Genomic DNA, 19,398 nt, shown 5'->3' with positions numbered 1-19,398 from the left:
TCAACGGCGCACGATAGAGGCGCAAAGGGAAACCACGACGAGCAGACTGGCGACCCCCGCCAGGGCGATCGAAAGGCTGCTGGCGTGGGCGACGAAACCGATGACCGCGGGCCCGGCCAGCATCCCCGCATACCCCAGCGAGGTGACCGTGGCGATGGCGATACCCGGCGAGGTGTTCTTCTGCCGCCCCGCCGCGCTGAACAGGACGGGCACGATGTTCGACGCGCCGATACCGACCAGGACGAAACCCAGCAAGGCGACGGGGCCCCAGGGCAACAGCGTGGCAAGGAAGAAGCCGGCCGCGGCGATCAGGCTGCCCATCCGCACGATGGTGGTCGCTCCCAGCGAGGCCGTGATGCGATCGCCCAGCAGGCGCCCGATCGCCATGGCGACGGAGAACGCCGCGTACCCCAGGCCAGCCACGGAAGGATCGAAACCACGCGAGAAGCGCAGGAATACCGCACTCCAGTCGAGCATCGCACCTTCCGCAAGGAAGACGACCATGCACAGGAAGCCAAGCAGGAAGACGGCGCCACTCGGCATACGGAAGCCCGCATGCACGTCGCCCGAGCCATCGTCGTGCCGGACAAGGAAGTGTCGCCACTGGGTACCCACGATGAGCAGCATCAGCACGGAGACCGCGATGGCACTGCCGGTCAATGGCGCACCGAACCGAAGCAAGGCCGCCATACCGGCGGAGCCGGCCAGACCTCCGACGCTGAAAAGCCCGTGAAAACCCGACATCATCGGCCTGCCCTGCTGCTTCTCGACGTCGACCGCATGCGCATTCATGGCGACGTCGACCACACCGAGGGATGCACCGAAAAACAGGAGCGCCGCGCCAAGCCACCAGACATTCGGCGCAAGGGTCAGCAAGGGCAAGGCGAGGCAGACGAGAAGCCCGCTCACGCCGATCACATCGCGGTGGCCGAAGCGATGGCTGAAGAAACCGGCCAGTGGCATCGCCGCTGTCGCTCCGCACCCCATGCACAAGAGAACGAGGCCCAGCGTGGCATCGTCCAGACCCAGACGAGCCTTGGCGTAGGGCACCATCGGTGCCCAGCTGGCCATGCCGATGCCGGATAACAGGAAGATCAATCGGGTAGCGCGTACAGGCTTCATGCAAATTCCGGGGACGAGGAATGCGCATCAATGTATTCAATCATGCATAAACGTGCAATAGAGCGCATCCCTCTTGCACCGGTTGCCCGACCTATGTACAAATGTACACATGTCGACACCTACCCTCACAGAGCGTCAGCAAAAGACCCTCGCATTTCTGCAGGAATACCTGCAGACGCAAGGCCTGCCGCCCACGCTGCGCGAAATCGCCGATGCCCTGGGCTTCCCCAGCCACAGCTCCGCACAGGCCTGCGTCGAGTCGCTGGTCCGCAAGGGCGTGCTGGAACGTTCCCCGCAGCATCGTGGCCTGCGCCTTTCGGCCGGCAACGCCGCCATCATGCGTACCGCCGCCGCTAACGACCTCCCGCTGATCGGTCGCGTGGCCGCCGGCTCGCCCATCCTGGCCGAGGAAAACATCGAGTCGCAGCTCGAGGTCGATCCTTCCCTGTTTCGTCCGCGCGCCGATTACCTGCTGCGCGTGGTGGGTCTGAGCATGCGCGACGCCGGCATCCTCGACGGCGACCTGCTCGCCGTCCACAAGACCGCAACCGCCACCGATGGCCAGATCGTGGTCGCCCGGCTGGACGACGAAGTCACCGTCAAACGCCTCAGGCACGAGCGCGGCCGGCTTCTGCTGCTGCCCGAAAACCCCGACTTCAGCCCGATCGAAGTCGACCCCCGTCGCCATGCGTTCGCCATCGAAGGGCGTTACGTCGGCATCATCCGCAGGACCTGACCATGAACGCCATCGCCACTCCGACCCTCGCCCAGGTGCTCGACCATCCCGGTATCTGGCGCCGTTCCGCTGACCGTCAGCCGCGCGTACGTGCGCTGTCCACCGGCTGGACCTCCCTGGACCAGAAGCTGCCCGGCGGGGGCTGGCCGCAAGGCGCGCTGAGCGAAATCCTGTTCGAACACGATGGGCTGGGTGAGCTCGACCTGGTGATGCCCGCGCTTGCCGCGCTCACCCAGGAACACCGTCGCGTGATCTTCGTCGCACCGCCCTACCTGCCTTATGCACCCGCGCTGGCGGCGGCCGGTGTCGACCTGCGCTTCCTGCACGAAATCCATGCCGGCAGCACCGAGGCCGCATGGAGTATGGAGCAGTGCCTGCGTTCCGGCTGCTGCGGCGCCGTGGTCGGCTGGTTGCCCGACATCGATTACCGCAGCCTGCGTCGCCTGCAGCTGGCCGCCGAAAGCGGCGACGCCTGCGCCATGATCTTCCGCCCGGCCGGGCACGCCGAGCAGAACAGCCCGGCGGCACTACGCCTCAAGGTCAGCAACAGCGACGAGGCCACCTATGTGGATGTCCTCAAGTCGCGAGGACTGCTGACCACCACCGCTCCGCTGCTGCGCATGCGGGCCTGATGGAAACCGTCATGACGCCGCTTCCCGCTCGCCGTCATGACGGACGCTCCGTCGTCGCTTCTTATACGCAGCCATGCTTTGGGCCTGTCTCCGTTTTCCCGGTCTGGCGTTCTCCGCCGCCTTTGCCGCGACACCGGAGGCAGGCCCCTCCGCCTTGCTCAATACCCGTGCGCGCCAGCGCCTGATCGCCGCCGCCAATCCGGAGGCCAGCACATTCGGTGTGCGCCGTGGGCAGAGCCTCGCCGCCGCACGCGCGCTTTGCCCCGCCCTGGAAGTGCGCCCTCGCGACCGTGAGGCCGAGGCGCGCCTGCTCGCCGAACTCGCCGCGTGGTGCTACCAGTTCAGTGGTCATGTCAGCCTGGTCCCGCCAGGCGCCATCCTCATGGAACTGGGTGCCAGTCTGCGTCTGTTCGACGGCTGGCCCGTGCTGGCGGAACGACTGTGCCATGGCCTTAGCGAGCAAGGTCATGTACACACCATGGCCGCCACTCCCTTCCCGGCCGCCTCATGGGTGTTCGCCGCTCATGCGGACGGCATGGTGCTGCCCGAGCGCGAAGGCGTCATACGCATGTTGGGCGCCTTGTCGCTCGATCGGGCGGGCTTGCCGGCAACCACGGTGAAATCGCTGCACGCGATGGGCTTTCGTCGTCTCGACGAGGTCTTTCGCCTTCCTCGCCCGGAACTCACCCGGCGCATCGGCCGCGATGGCGTGAACTGGCTCGATCGCATCCGCGGGCAAGCCACCCACCCCCTGGCCGCCTGGCAGCCACCCGCCAACTTCCAGCAGAGGATCGAGTTCGACAGCGAACTGGATGGCAGTCAGCCCCTGCTCTTTCCATTGCGCCGCCTCACCCGTGCACTGGCCAATCTGCTCGCGGCACGGGATGGCGGCGTACAGCGTTTCACCCTGACGCTCGAGCATGCACGCGGTGCCACGACACGCGTCGTCGTCGCCATGGCCGCGCCGCAACGCGACGCCGAACGCCTGTTCGACCTGGCCCGCACGCGCCTCGAGCGCACCGTGTTACCCGCACCGGCGCGCGCCATCGAACTGGATGCCGAAGAACTGCCGGTATTCCGTCCACCGGTACGCGACCTGTTCGAACCGGTCCGCGGCGATGGTCTCGACTGGCCCACCCTCGACGAACGTTTGCGGGCACGACTGGGCGACGCCGCGCTTCGGCAGATCGCGCTCGTGGCCGACCATCGGCCCGAACGCGCCATGCGTTACGGCACACCGGACAGCACGGTTCCACTGCCACGCCGACGTCGTCCCTTATGGCTCCTGCCGCGCCCTCTGCCGATGCGCCCCGAGCCCACCGCCGTACTGGCCGGCCCCGAACGGATCGAAAGCGGCTGGTGGGACGGCGAAGACACGCGACGCGATTACTACATCGTGCGCACCGCAAACGGACAGCAAGCCTGGGCCTACCTGCCGCCCGGTACACTCGACGGCTGGATGCTGCACGGCTGGTTCGCGTAGGTCCCGCTGTGCTGCCTCTCGTACTTACACTGCCCGCCAACGATGGGGATGTCGACGTCCCGGCGTATGCGGAGTTGCATGCGCTGAGCGATTTCAGTTTCCAGCGCGGGGCATCGAGCGCACGCGAGCTCTTCGAGCGAGCCAGGGAAATCGGCTACACCGCACTGGCGATCACCGACGAATGCTCGCTCTCAGGCATCGTTCGAGGTCTCGAGGCCTCACTCGAAGTCGGTTTACCGATGATCGTCGGCAGCGAATTCCGACTCTCCGACGGCACCGTCATCGTTCTCCTCGTCGAAAACCAGGACGGCTATACCGAGCTGTGCCGGCTGATCACGCTGGGTCGGCGACGTGCGACCAAGGGCCATTACGAACTGCATCGTGCCGATCTGGAGAATCTCGCCGACGGACTGTGCCTGCTCTGGGCGCCCGGCCCGCTGGCGGCCACCGGCATGGCGACACACGAGAGCCGGGCGGCATGGGTGGCAACGCACTTCAAAAGCCGCGCGTGGCTGGCCGTCGAACTGCACCGGTCCCAGCACGACGAGGCCGAACTGGACGCGTTGCGCGACCTTGCCGCGCGCCACGCCCTGCCCTGTGTCGCGGCAGGCGATGTACACATGCACCTGCGTCGCCGGCGCGCCCTGCAGGACGTCATGACAGCGATCCGTCTCAACCGCACGGTGGCCGAGGCGGGCCACGATCTGTTTCCCAACGGAGAACGCCATCTGCGCCGGCGCGAGACGCTCGACCGCATCTACCCGCGCGACATGCTGGACGAGACCGCCGTCGTCGCCGCGCGCTGCATCGGTTTCGACATTCGCAAGATCAACTATGTCTACCCCAGGGAACTGGTTCCCGAAGGCAAGGACCCCGCCGCCTGGCTGCGCCAGCTCACCTACGAAGGCGCGGCGTTGCGCTGGCCCGATGGCGTCGCATCCGCGCTGGTCGAGCGCATCGAGAAGGAACTGGACCTCATCGCCCGACAGCGCTACGAGGCCTTCTTCCTGACCGTGCAGGACATCGTGCGCTTTGCGCGTTCACGCGGAATCCTCTGCCAGGGACGCGGTTCGGCGGCGAACTCGGTGGTCTGTTTCTGCCTGCACATCACCGAAGTGAATCCCGACCAGATCACCACCCTGTTCGAACGATTCATCTCCCTGGAACGCGACGAGCCGCCGGATATCGACGTCGATTTCGAACACGAGCGTCGCGAAGAAGTCCTGCAGTACGTGTTCGACAAGTACAGCCGTGAGCGCGCCGCCCTTGCCGCCACGGTGATCAGCTACCAGCCCAAGAGCGCCGCACGCGATGTGGGTCGTGCGCTCGGTCTTTCGGAAGACCAGCTCGACCAGCTCAGTCATGCGTATTCCCATGCGCATGGCGAGGTCTCCATCATCCAGCGCCTGCAGGAGCGTGGCTTCGATATCGCCAGTCGCACCATCCGGCAGCTGGTGGTACTGGTGCAGGAACTCAGCGGCATGCCACGTCACCTGTCGCAGCACGTGGGCGGTTTCGTTATCTCCGATACGCCGTTGCATTACCTCGTGCCTGTCGAGAACGCGGCGATGGATAACCGCACCATCATCCAGTGGGACAAGGACGACCTGGAGACGATGAAGCTGCTCAAGGTGGATTGCCTGGCGCTGGGCATGCTCACCTGCATGCGCAAGGCGATCGACATGCTGCGTACGCATCGCGGTATCGACTACCGGCGCCTGGCCGACATCCCCATGGACGACGGTCCGACCTACGCGATGATCCAGCGGGCCGATACCGTCGGCGTGTTCCAGATCGAATCGCGCGCGCAGATGTCGATGCTGCCGCGTCTGAAGCCGGCCTGCTATTACGATCTGGTGATCCAGGTGGCGATCGTTCGCCCGGGTCCGATCCAGGGTGGCATGGTGCATCCGTACCTGCAGCGGCGACAGATGCCGTCCGGGGAGATCCACTACGAACACGGCGTACGGCCGGTGCTGGAGCGTACGCTGGGCGTACCGATTTTTCAGGAACAGGTGATGGCGATCCTGCAGGTGGTGGCGGATTTCTCGCCTGGCGAATCCGACGACCTGCGCCGTTCGATGGCCGCCTGGAAACGACGCGGGGGGCTGCAGAAATTCGAGCCGAAGATCCGCCGGAACATGGCGAAGAACAACTACACGCCGGAGTTCACCCAGCAGATCATCGACCAGATCCAGGGCTTCGGCAGCTATGGCTTTCCCGAATCGCACGCGGCCGGCTTCGCCCTGATCGCTTACGCCTCGTCCTACCTGAAATGTCACCATCCGGAGATCTTCTGCTGCGCCCTGCTCAACAGCCAGCCGATGGGGTTCTACGCGCCCGCGCAACTCGTCGCGGACCTGCGCCGCCACGGGTTTGAAGTACGGCCGCCCGATGTGACCACCAGCCACTGGGACTGCACGCTCGAGCCATGGAAGGACGATCGCTTCGCCCTGCGCCTGGGCCTGCGCCAGATCGCCGGCCTGTCGGCCGATCTGGGCGCGCGCATCGTCAGTGCACGCGAGGTCTCGCCGCTGCGCGATCTCGCGGATCTGGCCCGCCGTGCGGGTCTCAACCGTTTCGAACGCGAACGCCTCGCCGATGCCGGCGCACTCCGTGTGCTCAGTGGTCACAGACACCGCGCCCGCTGGGAAAGCTCAGGCATCGAACGGACATTGCCCTTGCTGGATACGGTTGCCGAGGAACATGCCACGCTGCGCCCTCCAACGACTGCCGAAAATGTTTTCGCCGATTACGCCACGGTCGGCCTTTCACTCACCGCTCATCCGTTAGGGTTGATTCGCAAGAACTTGCAGGCGCGTCGGGTCCGGCGGGCGCGCGACCTCGAAGGCGAACGCAACGGCATCTGGCTGCGACACGCCGGTCTCGTCACCGTGCGTCAGCGCCCCCAGACGGCCAGTGGCATCACCTTCGTCACGCTCGAGGACGAGACCGGACAGGTGAATGTGATCGTGCGGCCCAGGGTGGCCGAAGCCTGCCGTCAGGCCTTGCTGGACGCGGTATTGCTGGCGGTCGACGGCCAGTGGCAGTCGATCGAGGGCGTGCGCCATCTCGTTGCCAGCCGCCTGCATGACTTCAGCGACCTGCTTCCGCAACTGGGCTCCGTCTCCCGCGATTTTCACTGACACCCCCCTCACGCCCTACGACCCTTGCCGTCACTTAATGCACGCTAATTTTCGGCTGAACGGTTCCCCGAGAAATTGCTGCTTTGCAGGAGCAACGTTCAGTGAAAACGCGATAGCGTTTGCTAACCCCATCAGGTCCGGTCTACCGGTGAGCGATGCGCATGCGCCGCGCGTCGCAATGTTTCCCCAAGGCGCCATAAGTTCCAGGAGATTTCGTCATGCGCAACACGAAACTGATCGTCGCGATGCTGGCTGGCTGTATGGCTTTCGGCGGTACCGCCATGGCTCAGGACGCCGCTTCGAAGCCCGCGCCCACGCCGGCCTCCACCGCCGGGTCGCAGACGCATACCAGCAACGATTCCATGAAAATGGACAGCAACAGCTCGATGAGCGGCGACTCCAAGGCTGCCGATTCCAGTGGTGCGATGAAGTCGACCCACAAGAAGCACAAGAAGGCCACCACCACGACCGGCACCGAGCCGGCCAAGTCGTCCAGCTCGGGCATGTAATTCGCTTGCTGGAACGCAAAAACCCGGGGCCTCACGGCCCCGGGTTTTTTCATGCATGCGACAAAAACGTCAGTCGATTTCGGGCAGGACGCTGATCTCGTCACTGCCGATCGTCACCACCTGCCCGGCACGCACCTTGTAGGTCTTGCGCATCTCCGTCACCCCGTCCACGGCAACCAGACCGTCGGCGACCCGATGCTTGCCCTCGCCACCGCTGGCGACGATGCCGGTGAGCTTGAGTAGCAGGTTGAGTTCGACATAGTCGCCTTCGAGGCGGAATTCATGGAACGGCATGACGGTGGCTTCGCTTCAGTATCGGTGCGCCATTAGAACACTCCCGGCCACCCGGAAACGCAATCGCCCGATCTCCCAGGTCAATCCCGCGGCACGACCCTGTCGAGGAAACGGCGGATCTCCGCACCGATCTCCGCGCCATGTGTCTCCAGCGCGAAGTGGCCCGTGTCGTAGAACCTGACCTCGGCCCGGGGCAGATCGCGCTTGAACGCCTCCGCACCCGGCGGCAGGAAGAAGGGATCGTTCTTTCCCCACACGGCAAGCAGAGGCGGCTGGTATTTCCGGAAATAGGCCTGGAACGACGGATACTTCGCCACGTTGTTCCTGTAGTCCAGAAACAGGTCGAGCTGGATATCCGCATTGCCCCTGCGGGATACCTGCGAGAAATCCAGCGCATAGGTTTCCGGCGCGACCAGCGTCGGATCGGCGACGCCATGGGTGTACTGCCACTTGATGGCATCCAGCGTCAGGAACTCGCGCAAGGCCTGTCGGTGAGCGTCCGTCGGCTCCTTCCAGTAGGTCTGGATCGGATTCCAGCCGGTGCTAAGGCCCTCCTCGTAGGCATTGCCGTTCTGCGTAACGATCGCCGTGATTCGCTCGGGATGAGCGGCCGCGAGGCGCCAGCCCACCGGTGCGCCGTAGTCGAAGACCTCGATGGCATAGCGCTTCAGGCCCAGCGTCTGGGTGAAAGCATCCACGGTGGTGGCGAGACGATCGAACGTATACGTGTAACGCGCACCGTCGGGCACCTCGGTCAGTCCGAAGCCCGGCAGATCGGGCGCGATCACATGGTAGCGATCGGCGAGGAGAGGGATCAGATTGCGGTACATGAATGACGAGGTGGGAAAGCCGTGAAGCAGCAGGACCGTGGGAGCCCTCGGGTCGCCGGCTTCGCGGTAGAAGACCCTGACCCCGTCCGCCTCGGCGAAACGGTAGTGAACGGTGGTATCGACCGTCGACGGTGACGGCGCCGCGGTCGCCCCGCCGACGGCGGCGACGGACAGGATGCTGCTGGCTAGCAGGGATCTGAAGTGCATGGGAATTCTCCGGGCAGGCGGTCGTGAGGCAAGGATGTAACTGGTTAGTTGCGTTTTTGAAGGTTACTCAGCTATGAGTAACTGGTCAATAGATACTTTACAAGTTACACTGCATACCACGCCACGCGGACTCATTCATGAAGACCCCGACCGACCACAACTCGCCCGCGCCTCACTTCGTCGGCGACGACCTGGCACTGGATTTCATCAACAGCAGCTATGGCGTCGGGGAAGCGCGGCACGACCATTTTCAAACCGTGCAGGGTTTGTACGACTGGCTCTCCGCCGCCGGATTGCCGACATCACCCCTTACAGGGGAAGAGCCGGATACGCTGCTGGCGTCCGCCCGCGTCCTTCGTGACAACGCCCGCGATCTGGTCGCTCTGCGCAAACGCGGAGAGCATGGCAATGCCGAGCCGCTGAACGCGGTTCTCGCGCAGAGCAGTGCCTATCGTCAGCTCGACTGGTCGACCGGCGAAGCGCCCGCGCTTATCGATCGCCAGCGCGCGGACGGCCCCGTGGCCGCCCTGTTGCCCGTTGCCGAGGCGATCGCGTCCCTCCTGGTGAAGGCCGATTTCAACCTGGTCCGCCAGTGCGAGAGCGACGATTGCACGCTGTGGTTTCACGACCGCACGAAGTCACACCACCGCCGCTGGTGCAGTCAGGCAATGTGCGGCAATCGGATGAAAGTCGCCGCTTTCCGCGCCCGCAAACGCGGCTGAGCCCCGTCTCGCGACGGAGCTCAGAGCGAAAACTCAGAGCGACGTGCGTCCGCCGATCGGCAGCAGCATGAAGTCGTCCGCGGACAGGCCCGACTGCGTCAGCGCCTCGCCGAGCAATCGCGGCGGCTCGTCCAGCGGATCGTCCGCCAGTTCGAAAACGCCCCAGTGAATGGCGATGGAGCGCCGCACCCCGATCTCGCGATGTAACTGCACGGCCTGGGCCGGATCCACGTGCTGGCCACGCATGAACCATCGCGGTGCGTAGGCTCCGATGGGAATGGCCGCCAGATCGATCGGCCCGGCGCGACGGCCGATCTCGGCCAGCTTGTCCGAGTAGCCCGTGTCGCCGGCGAACCAGAAACGAAAGCCCTCATGAGCCATCACCCAGCCACCCCATAGTGAGCGGTTGCGATCCCACAAGGTTCTCGCGCTCCAGTGCCGCGCGGGGACGAAGGTAAACGTTGCGCCACGCACGTCGGTGGTCGCCCACCAGTCCAGTTCCCGTACGTTGCCGATACGCTGACGATCGAACCAGCGCTTGAGGCCGAGCGGCACCAGGAAGACGGCATCGGGAAAGCGCCGCGAGAGCGCGTGCACGGTCGCCTTGTCGAGATGGTCGTAGTGATTGTGAGAGATCACCACCACATCGATCGCCGGCAGCGATGCGACATCCACCGGGGCCAAGGTGCGGCGCGCTGGCCCGAGAAACGACAGCGGCGACGCGCGGCGGCTGAGCACCGGATCGGTCAGGACCGTAAGCCCCGCCTTGCGCACGAGGACCGTGGCATGACCCAGCCACCACGCCGCATCGGCGTCACCTGACACATCCGCAGCCTGCCACCAGCGGCGTGAGAACGACTCGTAACCGCCCTCGGGCGGCTTGGGCAGGCCTTGCTCCTTGCGTTCCCTTCGCCAACGCCTGAGGCCATCCGGTGGACGCGTTTCCGGTTCGAGGTTACGGAATCCCTCCGCGGTGTGATGAGGCTTCGAGGGATCGTGAAACGGATTGGTCCATGCCATGCGTGGCGTGCTCGGAAACGGGTCGCAGAAAGACCTGCGGCCCGTTTCGCCTCGTTCAAGGCCTAGTCCACCTCGACGCGCCGGACCTGGGCGAGCCAGTCCTCGAGGTTGTAGTAGTTGCTCACGCGGGTGATCCGGCCGTTCGCGACATCGAAGAAGGCACCACCCGGCAGAACGTAAGACTGGCCCTGAGCAAAGGGCAACCCTTCGTCGGTCGCCTTGTACTCACCGTGGACGATGTACTCGGCGGCCGCACGCGTACCCTCCGCGTTCGCCATCACGACGATGTTCTTCAGCTGCTCGCTGTAGCTCACGTTCATGCGCTCCAGGAAAGCCGCGAAGCGGGCGCGGCCGGATTCCCGGCCGCCCTGATTGATATCGTGTGCCACATGCTCGTCGAGCAGATCGAGCATCGCGGTCCAGTCGGCACGATTGAAGGCGTCGTAATAGCGGCGGATCAGGTCGAGAGTTTCGTTCATCGGCTTTTTTCAGAAAAGAATGACGGAGCGGATGGCCTTGCCCTCATGCATGAGGTCGAAGGCACGGTTGATGTCTTCCAGCCCCATCGTATACGTGATCATCGGATCGATCTTGATCTCGCCACCCATGTAACGGTCTACATAGCCGGGCAACTGACTACGCCCCTTCACGCCGCCGAACGCGGAACCACGCCACACACGACCCGTCACCAGCTGGAAAGGCCGGGTTCGGATCTCCTGACCGGCACCGGCGACGCCGATGATGATCGACTCGCCCCAGCCCTTATGGCAGCACTCGAGCGCGGCGCGCATGACATCGACGCTGCCGATGCATTCGAACGAATAGTCCACGCCACCGTCGGTCAGGTCCACGATCACCTGCTGGATCGGCGTATCCGGGTAGTCGCGCGGATTGATGCAGTCGGTCGCGCCCAGCATCTTCGCCATCTCGAACTTCGAGGGGTTCGTATCGACCACGACGATCCGGCTGGCCTTCGCCATGACCGCGCCCTGCACCACCGAGAGACCGATGCCGCCCATGCCGAAGACCGCGACGGTCGAACCCGGCTCCACCCTGGCGGTGTTCAGCACAGCGCCGATGCCGGTGGTGATGCCGCAGCCGAGCAGGCAGACCTTGTCCAGCGGCGCATCCTTGTTGATCTTCGCCAGCGAGATCTCCGGCAGGACCGTGTATTCGCTGAAGGTGCTGGTGCCCATGTAGTGCAGCAGCTGCTTACCACCCAGCGAGAAACGTGAGGTGCCGTCCGGCATCAGCCCTTTGCCCTGCGTCACGCGAATCTTTTGGCAGAGGTTGGTCTTGCCCGACAGACAGAACTTGCACTCGCCACATTCCGGCGTGTACAGCGGGATCACGTGATCGCCGGGCTTCAGCGAGGTAACGCCCTCGCCGACCTCTTCCACGATGCCGCCACCTTCGTGCCCGAGAATCACCGGGAAGGCGCCTTCCGGGTCGTCGCCTGACAACGTGTAGGCATCCGTATGGCACACGCCCGTGGCGACGATGCGGACCAGCACCTCGCCCGCCTTCGGGCCCTGGACGTCGATTTCTTCGATGGACAGCGGCTTTCCTGCTTCCCAGGCAACGGCGGCACGAGACTTCATGGTCGGATCTTCCTCTTACAATGACGATGGACCCGGCGCCAGCGCCGGTGAATCGGGGATTTTAGTCATGCCGCGCCCGATCGATTAGCCATCCGGCACGTGAAGCATTTTTACCTGAGAGCAAAGATCAATGCGCGCATGGGATGGGATGGACGCCTTTGTCGAGGTCGTGCGGCTGGGCAGCTTCTCGGCTGCCGCCCGCAGCCTCGACCTCTCGACGGCTTTCATCAGCCGGGCGGTCAGCGCGCTGGAGCAGCGGCTGGGCACCCAGTTGCTGCACCGGACCACCCGCAAACTCCGCCTCACCGACGCCGGCCGTCTTTACTACGAGCACGCCCGACACCTCCTCGAAGGGTTCGATGCCGCCGATCAGGCGATTGTCGACTTTCAGGACGGGTTGCGCGGCAACCTCCGGATCAGCCTGGCGACCACCTACGGCGAACGCTACGTTGCCCCGCTGGTCAATGAATTCCTTGCCGCACACCCGCAGCTGGGCGTGGACATGGATTTCTCGAACCGGACGGTCGACCTGATCGAGGAGGGCTACGACCTGACGGTACGCACCGGGTTGCTGCCCGACTCGAACCTGGTGGCGCGCCGTCTTGGCGAGCGTCGGCTCTTCGTGGTCGCCTCGCCCGCGTATCTCGCCAGCCATCCCGCACCGGCAACCCCTGATGATCTGACGAGTCATATCTTGCTGCTCGGGTCGGCAAGCCACTGGATCTTCGCCGAGCACGGACAGCCCCGACAGCGGCCTGTGCGTGGCCGATATCACGCCAGTTCCGGGCAGGCCCTGCTCGACGCCGTCCGTCGCGGACTTGGGATCGCGCAGCTGCCCGACTTCTACGTCGAGCAAGCCCTGACGGACGGCTCACTGGTGTCCGTGCTCGACAGCTGGCGCTATGACCATGGCTCCGTCTGGCTGGTTTATCCCCAGAGCCGCCACCTGTCGCCCAAGGTGCGCCAGCTTGCCGACTTCCTTGTTGAACGGCTGGCAACACCCCCGTGGCGTCAAACACCCGTTTGAGTTAAACTAGGGTTAACGGATACGGCTGAAACGGCGAACGAAAGCCGCAGGTAAGGGTTCGAAAGAGGTCCTCGGTCGGCTCGACCGGAAAATCGTTTGAACCTTTTCCTTACAAGCGCTGTCCAACGATTCGATGCCTGAGACCCCTTGTAATGTCCCAGGGCGCCCATAGAAAGGGCGTGTACTAAACTCGTTAGTTCAGAAATTAAGCCGATATGGCGATGACGAAAGACTAACGAACCGATTGTTCACCAAACGAAACGGACCAGCGATATCAGCGGGTCCACACCGCGCCAAAGACCGGCGGCGCAGGTGCCCACGCTTTCGATATCCGGTCACTGACGACTGGGAGAAACGACTATGAACGAACTTCGCAACGATTACGGCATCACCACTTTCGAATACTCGACGGGCTTCCAGGCCGGCGACAGCAGCACCGGTCTCGACCTCTTCGGCGGTGAAATGGACGGCTACGACTGGCTCGGCGAAGTCGCCAGCCGTCTGAGCGGCGACTCGGTCTAAGGCGCCTGCGCCACCTGGCCGGTCGGGCATAAGCAGAAGGCCTGCCACGCGGCGGGCCTTCTTGCGTCAGGGCGTCTTACGCGCCCGTGTCTTCGCTGCTTTCTTCGCGGCGGTTTTCCTTCCCGTAGCACCTTTGGTGCGAGCGGCTTTCTTCGCGGCGGTCGAGCGGCTTGTGGCCGTCCGCTTCGACGCACTTTTTCTCGCCTGCACTGACAGCGCCCGCTCAGACGCAGCGGACTTACCCTCGCGCTTGAGCGCCTTGCTGCTTGCCCGGGAACGGGCGGCGGAGGTCTCTTTCACGACTGAAGTCTTCTTCGGCGCCGCTTTCCGGGCAGCCGGGAGTTTCGCCGGCGCCTTCGTTGTGGCGGATTTTTTAGCGGACGCCCTGGTGTCCTGCGCAGCCTTCTTCTTCGTCGCCTTACTCGCCGTCCTGGCGGGTTTCGCTTTGATACCAGCGCGCCGCGCCTTGGACAGCCCGATCGCAATGGCTTGCTTTGCCGACCGGGCGCCGTGCCTGCCCTCGCGAATGTGCTCTATTTCCTCGTGAACGAATTCGCCCGCCTGGGTCGACGCGGACTTACCTTCGCGCTTGTCCTTTTTTGCCCTGGCGAGTGTTTTTTTCTCAGGCATGGCGTGTCTCCTCCGGCAGTCGCTTCAGGGAATTCGGATCGCCAACGCTTCCGGCGCCTCAGGCGGCGGGGCATCGCCCTCGGGGTCATCTGGATGGGGCGGCGTTTCCGGCGTTTCCTGCGGTCGATCCGAGCCGGGGTTGCCGCCGGGCATTTCCGGTCGAGGAGTCACCGGAGCCTCTTCAGGTATCACTGGCGAGCGACCAGGGGTTTCGGGAATGTAAGGGCTTTGCATGGTGGCGTGTCCATCGGCGGCGGCGTCCAGCGAGACTGCCCCGCCCCGCGTGATCCGATCGTCATTCCCACGTCATGCACGCGGGAACGACGCTCGTTACACGGACGCCTGCCCAACGTTCCTGGACCTGTCCACGGAGCACGCGCATGACACTGAAAGCCCTCGGCCTGAACTGCACGCTCAGTGCCTCGCCCAAGCCATCATCAAGTCAGAAGCTGCTGGATCAGTTGCTCGACGGCCTGAAAAAGTACGACGTTGAGACCGAAAGCGTACGGGTCGTCGATCTGAACATCAAACCCGGTGTCAGCCACGATGAGGGCGAGGGTGATGAGTGGCCGGCGCTGCGCCAGCGCATCATGGCGGCGGATATTCTTGTCATCGCCACACCGATCTGGATGGGTCAGCCTTCGAGCGTCAGCAAACGCGTGCTCGAACGCATGGATGCAATCCTCGGCGATATCGGTGATGACGGACGGTATCCCACGTTCGGGAAGGTCGGTCTGGTCGGTGTCGTCGGTAACGAGGACGGCGCGCACCACGTGACCGCGGAGATCTACCAGGCGCTCGCCGATGTCGGCTTCACGATTCCCGCAGGTAGCTCGGCCTACTGGGTAGGCGAAGCGATGTCCGACACCAATTACATCGATCTGAAGAAGACCCCGGAAAAGGTGGCCAAAACGATCGCAACGCTGACGACCAACGCCGCGCATCTCGCCACGCTTCTCAAGGCGTCGAACTATCCTGCACCCTGAACACGGTGAATTCGACGAAACGCACGCTTCACAGGTCACTCATGGGGAGAGGGCGTAAACAGGTCACGCTGCGAATGACGCAGAGCCTGAAGAGGAATGCACCATGGATAAGAATCGCACCGAAGGCATGAAGCACGAGATCAAGGGCGCCGTGAAGGAAGGCGTCGGCAAGGTTACGGGCAATCACGCGAAAGAAGCGGCGGGCAACATCGAAAAGAATGCCGGCAAGGTCCAGAAAGAAGTAGGCAAGGCTGCGGACCAGGTACGCGACGAAAGCCGCAAGCACTGAGTGCTTTGCGTCGGGGGATCCGCTCAGGATCCCCCGCGCCTTTCAGCCGGCGTCAGCGCCGGTACTACCTGGCCGCACCACGCAGTCTCGTAGCCATCGGTTCAGATCTCGTAACTCGCCCGCCCGGCAGCCGACCCCTTCCGGACCGTGCACGGCCCGATTCCGGCGAGGCAAGCATGAGGGCGGTCGCCGCGCGGATCAGTATCCGCATGTGGCTGTAGCGCAGCGCATGCCCCCCCCCGAGAAAATCATCACTTCCAGCGGCATCAAACCTATGACCGTGAGAGACGGACGAACTCTCCATCACGGCGCGGCAAGAGGAAACCTCCGCGGAACGCGATGATGGGAGACCACTAGCAGGATGCTGGTGCCGCGCAGCATGTCAATGCCGGGGCTACGTGGGAGGATCGAACGGGACATGCCGGCTTCCAAGGCGAAGCCGAGAGCATGTGGTCTTGCGGAAACGTCGAAACGTAGGACAGGGTCGAGGTAGGACAGCGGTAGCGCACCGTTTGAGGGCACGCTACCGCATGGCGTCGATCAGGTGCAGCCGCGTACCAGGAAGATCAGCAGCAGCACGGGGATCGGCACGCCCAGCAACCACAGCAGAATGTAGCCGATGCCACCCTTCTGCTTTTCCGGAACCACACTCTTTTCCTCATCCATCGAACGTCCCTCCGCATTGTGTCAGGGCGCAAGCGTCTATCGGGGCGCGTGCAACGGGTGTGATTTCGTCGCCACCGCCGTTTTCGCAACGACACCGTCTTCGCACGTCGTGCATTATTCGTGACGGGTACCCGCCTCAAGGATTTACGATGAATCTGCTCCGTCCCACCCTGCTCGCTCTTGCTCTGGTCGCCGCGTGCCCTGCCGCCGGTGCGGCCACGGTGATCCGGGGCGCGCGTCTCCTCGACGGCACCGGCGGCCCCGCGCGGGAGGATGTCACGATGGTCATCGACGGCGACCGGATCACGATGCTGGGCGCCGGTCTCCGGGTGAAGATGCCGAAGGACACCACGGTCGTCGACTACACTGGCAAGACGATCATACCGGGACTGATTTCCGACCACGGTCACATCGGCTCGGTCGACGGGACTCGCAGTGGTACGCCGGATCTGTACACGCGCGACAACGCCTTGCGCCAGCTGAAGCAGTGGCGTGCCTACGGCGTCACCACGGTCACCTCGCTCGGGGTCAACAACCCCGACGTGTTCTACCCGCTGCGTGCCGACCTGCATGCGGGTAAAGCGGACGGCGCCGATCTCTTCGGTGCGGATCGCGGGATCGGCGTGCCCAACGGTGCGCCGCCGGCAAAGATGATGCAGGTCGGCCCGAATCAGCTGGACCGCCCCTCCACCCCCGACGAGGCACGCGCCGCCGTCGACGCCGCAGCGGAACGCGGCACCGACATCGTCAAGATCTGGGTGGACGACTTCAACGGCAGCCTGCCCGTCAAGATGAAACCGGAGATCTGGCACGCGGTCATCGATGAGGCGCACGCCAGACATCTGCGCGTCGCGGCGCACGTCTATTACCTCGACGATGCACGCCAGCTGGTGGATGCGGGCGTCGACATACTCGCTCACGGTGTACGCGACCGACCGGTGGACAGCGCCTTCGTCCAGGCGATGAAGCAGCACGGGACCTGGTATATCGCCACGCTCGATCTCAACGAGGCCGCTTATATCTATGCCCGTCATCCGGCGTGGATGGACCAGCCCTTCTTCACCCACGCAGTGCAGCCCGCCCTGGCCAGGCAGTTCGCCGATACCGCGTGGCGCGATCGCGTGCAGAACGACGGCTCCACCAGGACCAACGAAGAAGCGCTGCAAACCAATCTGAAGAACCTGAAGACGCTTTACGACGCAGGTGTGAGGATCGGCTTCGGCACCGATGCCGGTGCGATGCCGCTGCGCATTCCCGGTTTTGCCGAGCACCGTGAGCTCGCCCTCATGGTCGATGCGGGCCTCACGCCGATGCAGGCGATTCAGATCGCAACCCAGCGTGCCGCCGAACTGCTGGGTCTTGACGACCGCGGCGTCCTGGCCAGGGGCAAGCGGGCCGACTTCATCGTTCTCGACGCCGATCCGTCGGGCGATATCGAAGCGACCACGAAAATTTCCGCGGTGTGGCAGCGCGGCCGCCAGGTCAGCGGTAAGGTCGACGCGTTCACGCCCTGATGCCCAACCCACCCACATCGAGCCCGTCGAGTGTCACGGTGCGGCCAGCGTGTGCTGCTCGTCGAAGACAAAGCCATGCTCCGCTCGCTGGCCCCCATTTGCTGGGGCCGACGGCGCCTTAGCGTCAGGCCGTTTCAGGTTCCGCAGGTCGCTCGGCATCGTGCGCCTGCGCCGCGCGCTGCATGGCCACCAGAAAATCGGTGCCGTAGCGCATCACGAAAGGTGCCACCGTTCCCGGGACGAACCCGTCGGGCAAAGAAGCGATGTCGGTATCGATGTCGGGCAAAAGCGTGGATCGACGTGCCATGGCCTTGAAGGCCCCCTTTTCTGGTATTCCCCCATCGCTCTTACTAAGGCAAAAACCGGGCCACGTCAATCCTTGAGCCGAAAAAATCTGCGACAAAAAGGCGCACCCGACTGATTTTCGCGGAGGACATCCCGGCGGAGGCCTAAAATCCACTCACGCGCCGCTTCCGGCGCGCGGGAGGTCCCATCGTGTACCAGGCCCAGGCCGTCGCCAGTCAGTCCGTCGCCCGCCGTCCGTCGGTGTACTGCAATGCGTCGTGTCGTTACGCCGCCGTCTGCGAAGCAACACGTGGCGGCGATCCCGAGCTGCTCGACATGCGTGACGTCGTCGAACGCGTCGGTCCGTTTTCCGAAGGCGACCGGCTCGTGCAGCCCGATGCCCCGCATCGCGCGGCCTTCGCCGTCGTCAGTGGCATGGCCAAGACGGTCGGCGACGGCCGGGTGGTCGCGTTCCATCTGCCGGGCGAACTCTTCGCGCTGGACGTCGCCAGAACCGGCGCACACAACGCGTCCGTCGTGGCCGTCGGCAAGACGTGGTTCTGCCGCTTTCCGCGCGCCGCGACCGACGAACTCTGCGAGCACAATGACGCGCTGACCCGACACCTGCGCTCGCTGCGCCGGCGTGAACGAGTCAGTGCGGCCCACGCGGCGGACGGGCTGGCCGCGTCACGCGTTCGCTCTTTCCTGGTCGACCTGCTCGACCGGCGGCGTCGTTTCGAAGGGGCCAGCCCTTTCGTTCCCCTGCCCATGTCCCGCGACGATATCGGCTCCTACCTCCGGATGAGCTCGGCCACCGTTACGCGCATGCTGGGGAAGCTCCGCGCCGAGGGTGCCATCGCCATCCTTCCAAATGGTATCGAGGTCACCGACGAGGCCGCTCTGCGCGGCTAGCGATCGATCCGCCCGCGTCATGCACGGGGCGGCCCGGACCTCAGGGGATCGAGCAGGCGACGCAGACCGTTATGGTCGAGCTCCAGCATGATCGCCAGCAGGCGTCCGAGTTCGCCGGGAGGAAAGCCCTCCCGGGCAAACCACGCGAGATAGTTGCCCGGCAGATCGGCGATCGCCCTTCCCTTGAACTTACCGAAGGGCATGATCGCGGTGGCGAGCTTGGCGAGGTCCTGACGAAAAGCGTCGTTCGGATCGGTCATGCCGA

22 protein-coding genes are annotated in these 19,398 nt (G+C 64.4%); 12 read left to right on the top strand and 10 right to left on the bottom strand.

From position 1 onward, the window contains the following. Complete coding sequence (locus FA85_RS19155) at window positions 1-1,122, bottom strand: MFS transporter (protein WP_036113839.1); 1,122 nt, start codon at window positions 1,120-1,122, stop codon at window positions 1-3. 109 nt (window positions 1,123-1,231) lie between these two features. On the opposite strand from FA85_RS19155, the gene lexA reads away from it, so the two are divergent. The 5 genes from lexA (at window position 1,232) to FA85_RS19130 (ending at window position 7,628) form a co-directional block, all read left to right on the top strand. After that, window positions 1,232-1,858 carry a transcriptional repressor LexA gene (lexA, locus tag FA85_RS19150; protein WP_036113842.1) on the top strand — a complete coding sequence of 209 codons (627 nt, stop codon included), beginning with the start codon at window positions 1,232-1,234 and terminating at the stop codon, window positions 1,856-1,858. A 2-nt stretch (window positions 1,859-1,860) separates the two neighbouring features. Beyond that, window positions 1,861-2,490: a translesion DNA synthesis-associated protein ImuA gene (gene imuA / locus FA85_RS19145; protein ID WP_036113845.1), complete on the top strand. Its 630-nt coding sequence runs from the start codon at window positions 1,861-1,863 to the stop codon at window positions 2,488-2,490. Window positions 2,491-2,563: 73 nt separating this feature from the next. After that, window positions 2,564-3,973 carry a Y-family DNA polymerase gene (locus FA85_RS22490; protein WP_036113846.1) on the top strand — a complete coding sequence of 470 codons (1,410 nt, stop codon included), beginning with the start codon at window positions 2,564-2,566 and terminating at the stop codon, window positions 3,971-3,973. An 8-nt stretch (window positions 3,974-3,981) separates the two neighbouring features. Beyond that, on the top strand, window positions 3,982-7,119 hold the full coding sequence (locus tag FA85_RS19135) for an error-prone DNA polymerase (RefSeq protein WP_239739820.1): 3,138 nt from the start codon (window positions 3,982-3,984) through the stop codon (window positions 7,117-7,119). A gap of 218 nt (window positions 7,120-7,337) precedes the next feature. After that, window positions 7,338-7,628, top strand: a complete 291-nt coding sequence (locus tag FA85_RS19130; protein WP_036113849.1) for a hypothetical protein — start codon at window positions 7,338-7,340, stop codon at window positions 7,626-7,628. 69 nt (window positions 7,629-7,697) lie between these two features. On the opposite strand, the gene FA85_RS19125 is transcribed toward FA85_RS19130, so the two are convergent. Both FA85_RS19125 and FA85_RS19120 read right to left on the bottom strand, forming a co-directional pair. Further along, on the bottom strand, window positions 7,698-7,922 hold the full coding sequence (locus FA85_RS19125) for an RNA-binding S4 domain-containing protein (RefSeq protein ID WP_036113850.1): 225 nt from the start codon (window positions 7,920-7,922) through the stop codon (window positions 7,698-7,700). An 80-nt stretch (window positions 7,923-8,002) separates the two neighbouring features. Then, a complete protein-coding gene (locus tag FA85_RS19120; RefSeq protein WP_036113853.1) occupies window positions 8,003-8,959 on the bottom strand; it encodes an alpha/beta fold hydrolase in 957 nt (318 codons plus the stop codon). 137 nt (window positions 8,960-9,096) lie between these two features. On the opposite strand from FA85_RS19120, the gene FA85_RS19115 reads away from it, so the two are divergent. Further along, entirely contained in the window at window positions 9,097-9,681 is a 585-nt protein-coding gene (locus FA85_RS19115) for a CGNR zinc finger domain-containing protein (protein ID WP_036113855.1), read from the top strand. 33 nt (window positions 9,682-9,714) lie between these two features. On the opposite strand, the gene FA85_RS19110 is transcribed toward FA85_RS19115, so the two are convergent. From FA85_RS19110 to FA85_RS19100, 3 genes are all read right to left on the bottom strand, one after another. Continuing rightward, window positions 9,715-10,701 carry an MBL fold metallo-hydrolase gene (locus FA85_RS19110; RefSeq protein WP_036113858.1) on the bottom strand — a complete coding sequence of 329 codons (987 nt, stop codon included), beginning with the start codon at window positions 10,699-10,701 and terminating at the stop codon, window positions 9,715-9,717. A gap of 62 nt (window positions 10,702-10,763) precedes the next feature. Beyond that, window positions 10,764-11,180 carry a ketosteroid isomerase-related protein gene (locus FA85_RS19105; RefSeq protein WP_036113861.1) on the bottom strand — a complete coding sequence of 139 codons (417 nt, stop codon included), beginning with the start codon at window positions 11,178-11,180 and terminating at the stop codon, window positions 10,764-10,766. A gap of 9 nt (window positions 11,181-11,189) precedes the next feature. After that, on the bottom strand, window positions 11,190-12,302 hold the full coding sequence (locus FA85_RS19100; protein ID WP_036113864.1) for an S-(hydroxymethyl)glutathione dehydrogenase/class III alcohol dehydrogenase: 1,113 nt from the start codon (window positions 12,300-12,302) through the stop codon (window positions 11,190-11,192). A gap of 148 nt (window positions 12,303-12,450) precedes the next feature. On the opposite strand from FA85_RS19100, the gene FA85_RS19095 reads away from it, so the two are divergent. Next, window positions 12,451-13,329, top strand: a complete 879-nt coding sequence (locus FA85_RS19095) for a LysR family transcriptional regulator (protein ID WP_197056604.1) — start codon at window positions 12,451-12,453, stop codon at window positions 13,327-13,329. Window positions 13,330-13,689: 360 nt separating this feature from the next. Next, entirely contained in the window at window positions 13,690-13,851 is a 162-nt protein-coding gene (locus tag FA85_RS22015) for a hypothetical protein (protein WP_156108748.1), read from the top strand. A gap of 66 nt (window positions 13,852-13,917) precedes the next feature. On the opposite strand, the gene FA85_RS21640 is transcribed toward FA85_RS22015, so the two are convergent. Further along, window positions 13,918-14,481: a hypothetical protein gene (locus FA85_RS21640; RefSeq protein ID WP_081907507.1), complete on the bottom strand. Its 564-nt coding sequence runs from the start codon at window positions 14,479-14,481 to the stop codon at window positions 13,918-13,920. A gap of 380 nt (window positions 14,482-14,861) precedes the next feature. On the opposite strand from FA85_RS21640, the gene FA85_RS19085 reads away from it, so the two are divergent. Together FA85_RS19085 and FA85_RS19080 are read left to right on the top strand one after the other, a co-directional pair. Beyond that, the gene (locus FA85_RS19085; protein WP_036113869.1) at window positions 14,862-15,467 is read left to right on the top strand and encodes a flavodoxin family protein; all 606 of its coding nucleotides are present in this window, start codon (window positions 14,862-14,864) and stop codon (window positions 15,465-15,467) included. 103 nt (window positions 15,468-15,570) lie between these two features. Beyond that, entirely contained in the window at window positions 15,571-15,756 is a 186-nt protein-coding gene (locus tag FA85_RS19080; RefSeq protein WP_036113872.1) for a CsbD family protein, read from the top strand. Window positions 15,757-16,296: 540 nt separating this feature from the next. Here FA85_RS19080 and FA85_RS22590 read toward each other — a convergent pair. Beyond that, complete coding sequence (locus tag FA85_RS22590; protein ID WP_255349736.1) at window positions 16,297-16,422, bottom strand: hypothetical protein; 126 nt, start codon at window positions 16,420-16,422, stop codon at window positions 16,297-16,299. A 149-nt stretch (window positions 16,423-16,571) separates the two neighbouring features. Here FA85_RS22590 and FA85_RS19075 point away from each other — a divergent pair, with 149 nt between their 5' ends. Beyond that, complete coding sequence (locus tag FA85_RS19075; protein WP_036113874.1) at window positions 16,572-17,936, top strand: amidohydrolase family protein; 1,365 nt, start codon at window positions 16,572-16,574, stop codon at window positions 17,934-17,936. Window positions 17,937-18,060: 124 nt separating this feature from the next. Here the strand turns inward: FA85_RS19075 and FA85_RS19070 are convergent, their stop codons facing one another. Further along, window positions 18,061-18,339, bottom strand: coding sequence for a hypothetical protein (locus FA85_RS19070; RefSeq protein ID WP_156108749.1), 279 nt, complete (start codon window positions 18,337-18,339; stop codon window positions 18,061-18,063). A 92-nt stretch (window positions 18,340-18,431) separates the two neighbouring features. On the opposite strand from FA85_RS19070, the gene FA85_RS19065 reads away from it, so the two are divergent. After that, window positions 18,432-19,133, top strand: coding sequence for a Crp/Fnr family transcriptional regulator (locus FA85_RS19065; RefSeq protein ID WP_036113879.1), 702 nt, complete (start codon window positions 18,432-18,434; stop codon window positions 19,131-19,133). 17 nt (window positions 19,134-19,150) lie between these two features. On the opposite strand, the gene FA85_RS19060 is transcribed toward FA85_RS19065, so the two are convergent. Next, entirely contained in the window at window positions 19,151-19,393 is a 243-nt protein-coding gene (locus FA85_RS19060; protein WP_036113881.1) for a DUF3820 family protein, read from the bottom strand. Window positions 19,394-19,398 lie beyond the last annotated feature (5 nt).

The organism is Luteibacter mycovicinus (assembly GCF_000745235.1).
GTDB classification, from domain to species: domain Bacteria; phylum Pseudomonadota; class Gammaproteobacteria; order Xanthomonadales; family Rhodanobacteraceae; genus Luteibacter; species Luteibacter mycovicinus.
This window is presented reverse-complemented; position numbering and strand designations above follow the sequence as displayed.

What these genes read in the sequence shown, in the direction of transcription:
- FA85_RS19155 (WP_036113839.1), bottom strand. Translation starts at nt 1,122, where the DNA reads ATGAAGCCTGTACGCGCTACCCGATTGATCTTCCTGTTATCCGGCATC.
- lexA (WP_036113842.1), top strand. Translation starts at nt 1,232, where the DNA reads ATGTCGACACCTACCCTCACAGAGCGTCAGCAAAAGACCCTCGCATTT.
- imuA (WP_036113845.1), top strand. Translation starts at nt 1,861, where the DNA reads ATGAACGCCATCGCCACTCCGACCCTCGCCCAGGTGCTCGACCATCCC.
- FA85_RS22490 (WP_036113846.1), top strand. Translation starts at nt 2,564, where the DNA reads ATGCTTTGGGCCTGTCTCCGTTTTCCCGGTCTGGCGTTCTCCGCCGCC.
- FA85_RS19130 (WP_036113849.1), top strand. Translation starts at nt 7,338, where the DNA reads ATGCGCAACACGAAACTGATCGTCGCGATGCTGGCTGGCTGTATGGCT.
- FA85_RS19125 (WP_036113850.1), bottom strand. Translation starts at nt 7,922, where the DNA reads ATGCCGTTCCATGAATTCCGCCTCGAAGGCGACTATGTCGAACTCAAC.
- FA85_RS19120 (WP_036113853.1), bottom strand. Translation starts at nt 8,959, where the DNA reads ATGCACTTCAGATCCCTGCTAGCCAGCAGCATCCTGTCCGTCGCCGCC.
- FA85_RS19115 (WP_036113855.1), top strand. Translation starts at nt 9,097, where the DNA reads ATGAAGACCCCGACCGACCACAACTCGCCCGCGCCTCACTTCGTCGGC.
- FA85_RS19110 (WP_036113858.1), bottom strand. Translation starts at nt 10,701, where the DNA reads ATGGCATGGACCAATCCGTTTCACGATCCCTCGAAGCCTCATCACACC.
- FA85_RS19105 (WP_036113861.1), bottom strand. Translation starts at nt 11,180, where the DNA reads ATGAACGAAACTCTCGACCTGATCCGCCGCTATTACGACGCCTTCAAT.
- FA85_RS19100 (WP_036113864.1), bottom strand. Translation starts at nt 12,302, where the DNA reads ATGAAGTCTCGTGCCGCCGTTGCCTGGGAAGCAGGAAAGCCGCTGTCC.
- FA85_RS19095 (WP_197056604.1), top strand. Translation starts at nt 12,451, where the DNA reads ATGGACGCCTTTGTCGAGGTCGTGCGGCTGGGCAGCTTCTCGGCTGCC.
- FA85_RS22015 (WP_156108748.1), top strand. Translation starts at nt 13,690, where the DNA reads ATGAACGAACTTCGCAACGATTACGGCATCACCACTTTCGAATACTCG.
- FA85_RS21640 (WP_081907507.1), bottom strand. Translation starts at nt 14,481, where the DNA reads ATGCCTGAGAAAAAAACACTCGCCAGGGCAAAAAAGGACAAGCGCGAA.
- FA85_RS19085 (WP_036113869.1), top strand. Translation starts at nt 14,862, where the DNA reads ATGACACTGAAAGCCCTCGGCCTGAACTGCACGCTCAGTGCCTCGCCC.
- FA85_RS19080 (WP_036113872.1), top strand. Translation starts at nt 15,571, where the DNA reads ATGGATAAGAATCGCACCGAAGGCATGAAGCACGAGATCAAGGGCGCC.
- FA85_RS22590 (WP_255349736.1), bottom strand. Translation starts at nt 16,422, where the DNA reads ATGGATGAGGAAAAGAGTGTGGTTCCGGAAAAGCAGAAGGGTGGCATC.
- FA85_RS19075 (WP_036113874.1), top strand. Translation starts at nt 16,572, where the DNA reads ATGAATCTGCTCCGTCCCACCCTGCTCGCTCTTGCTCTGGTCGCCGCG.
- FA85_RS19060 (WP_036113881.1), bottom strand. Translation starts at nt 19,393, where the DNA reads ATGACCGATCCGAACGACGCTTTTCGTCAGGACCTCGCCAAGCTCGCC.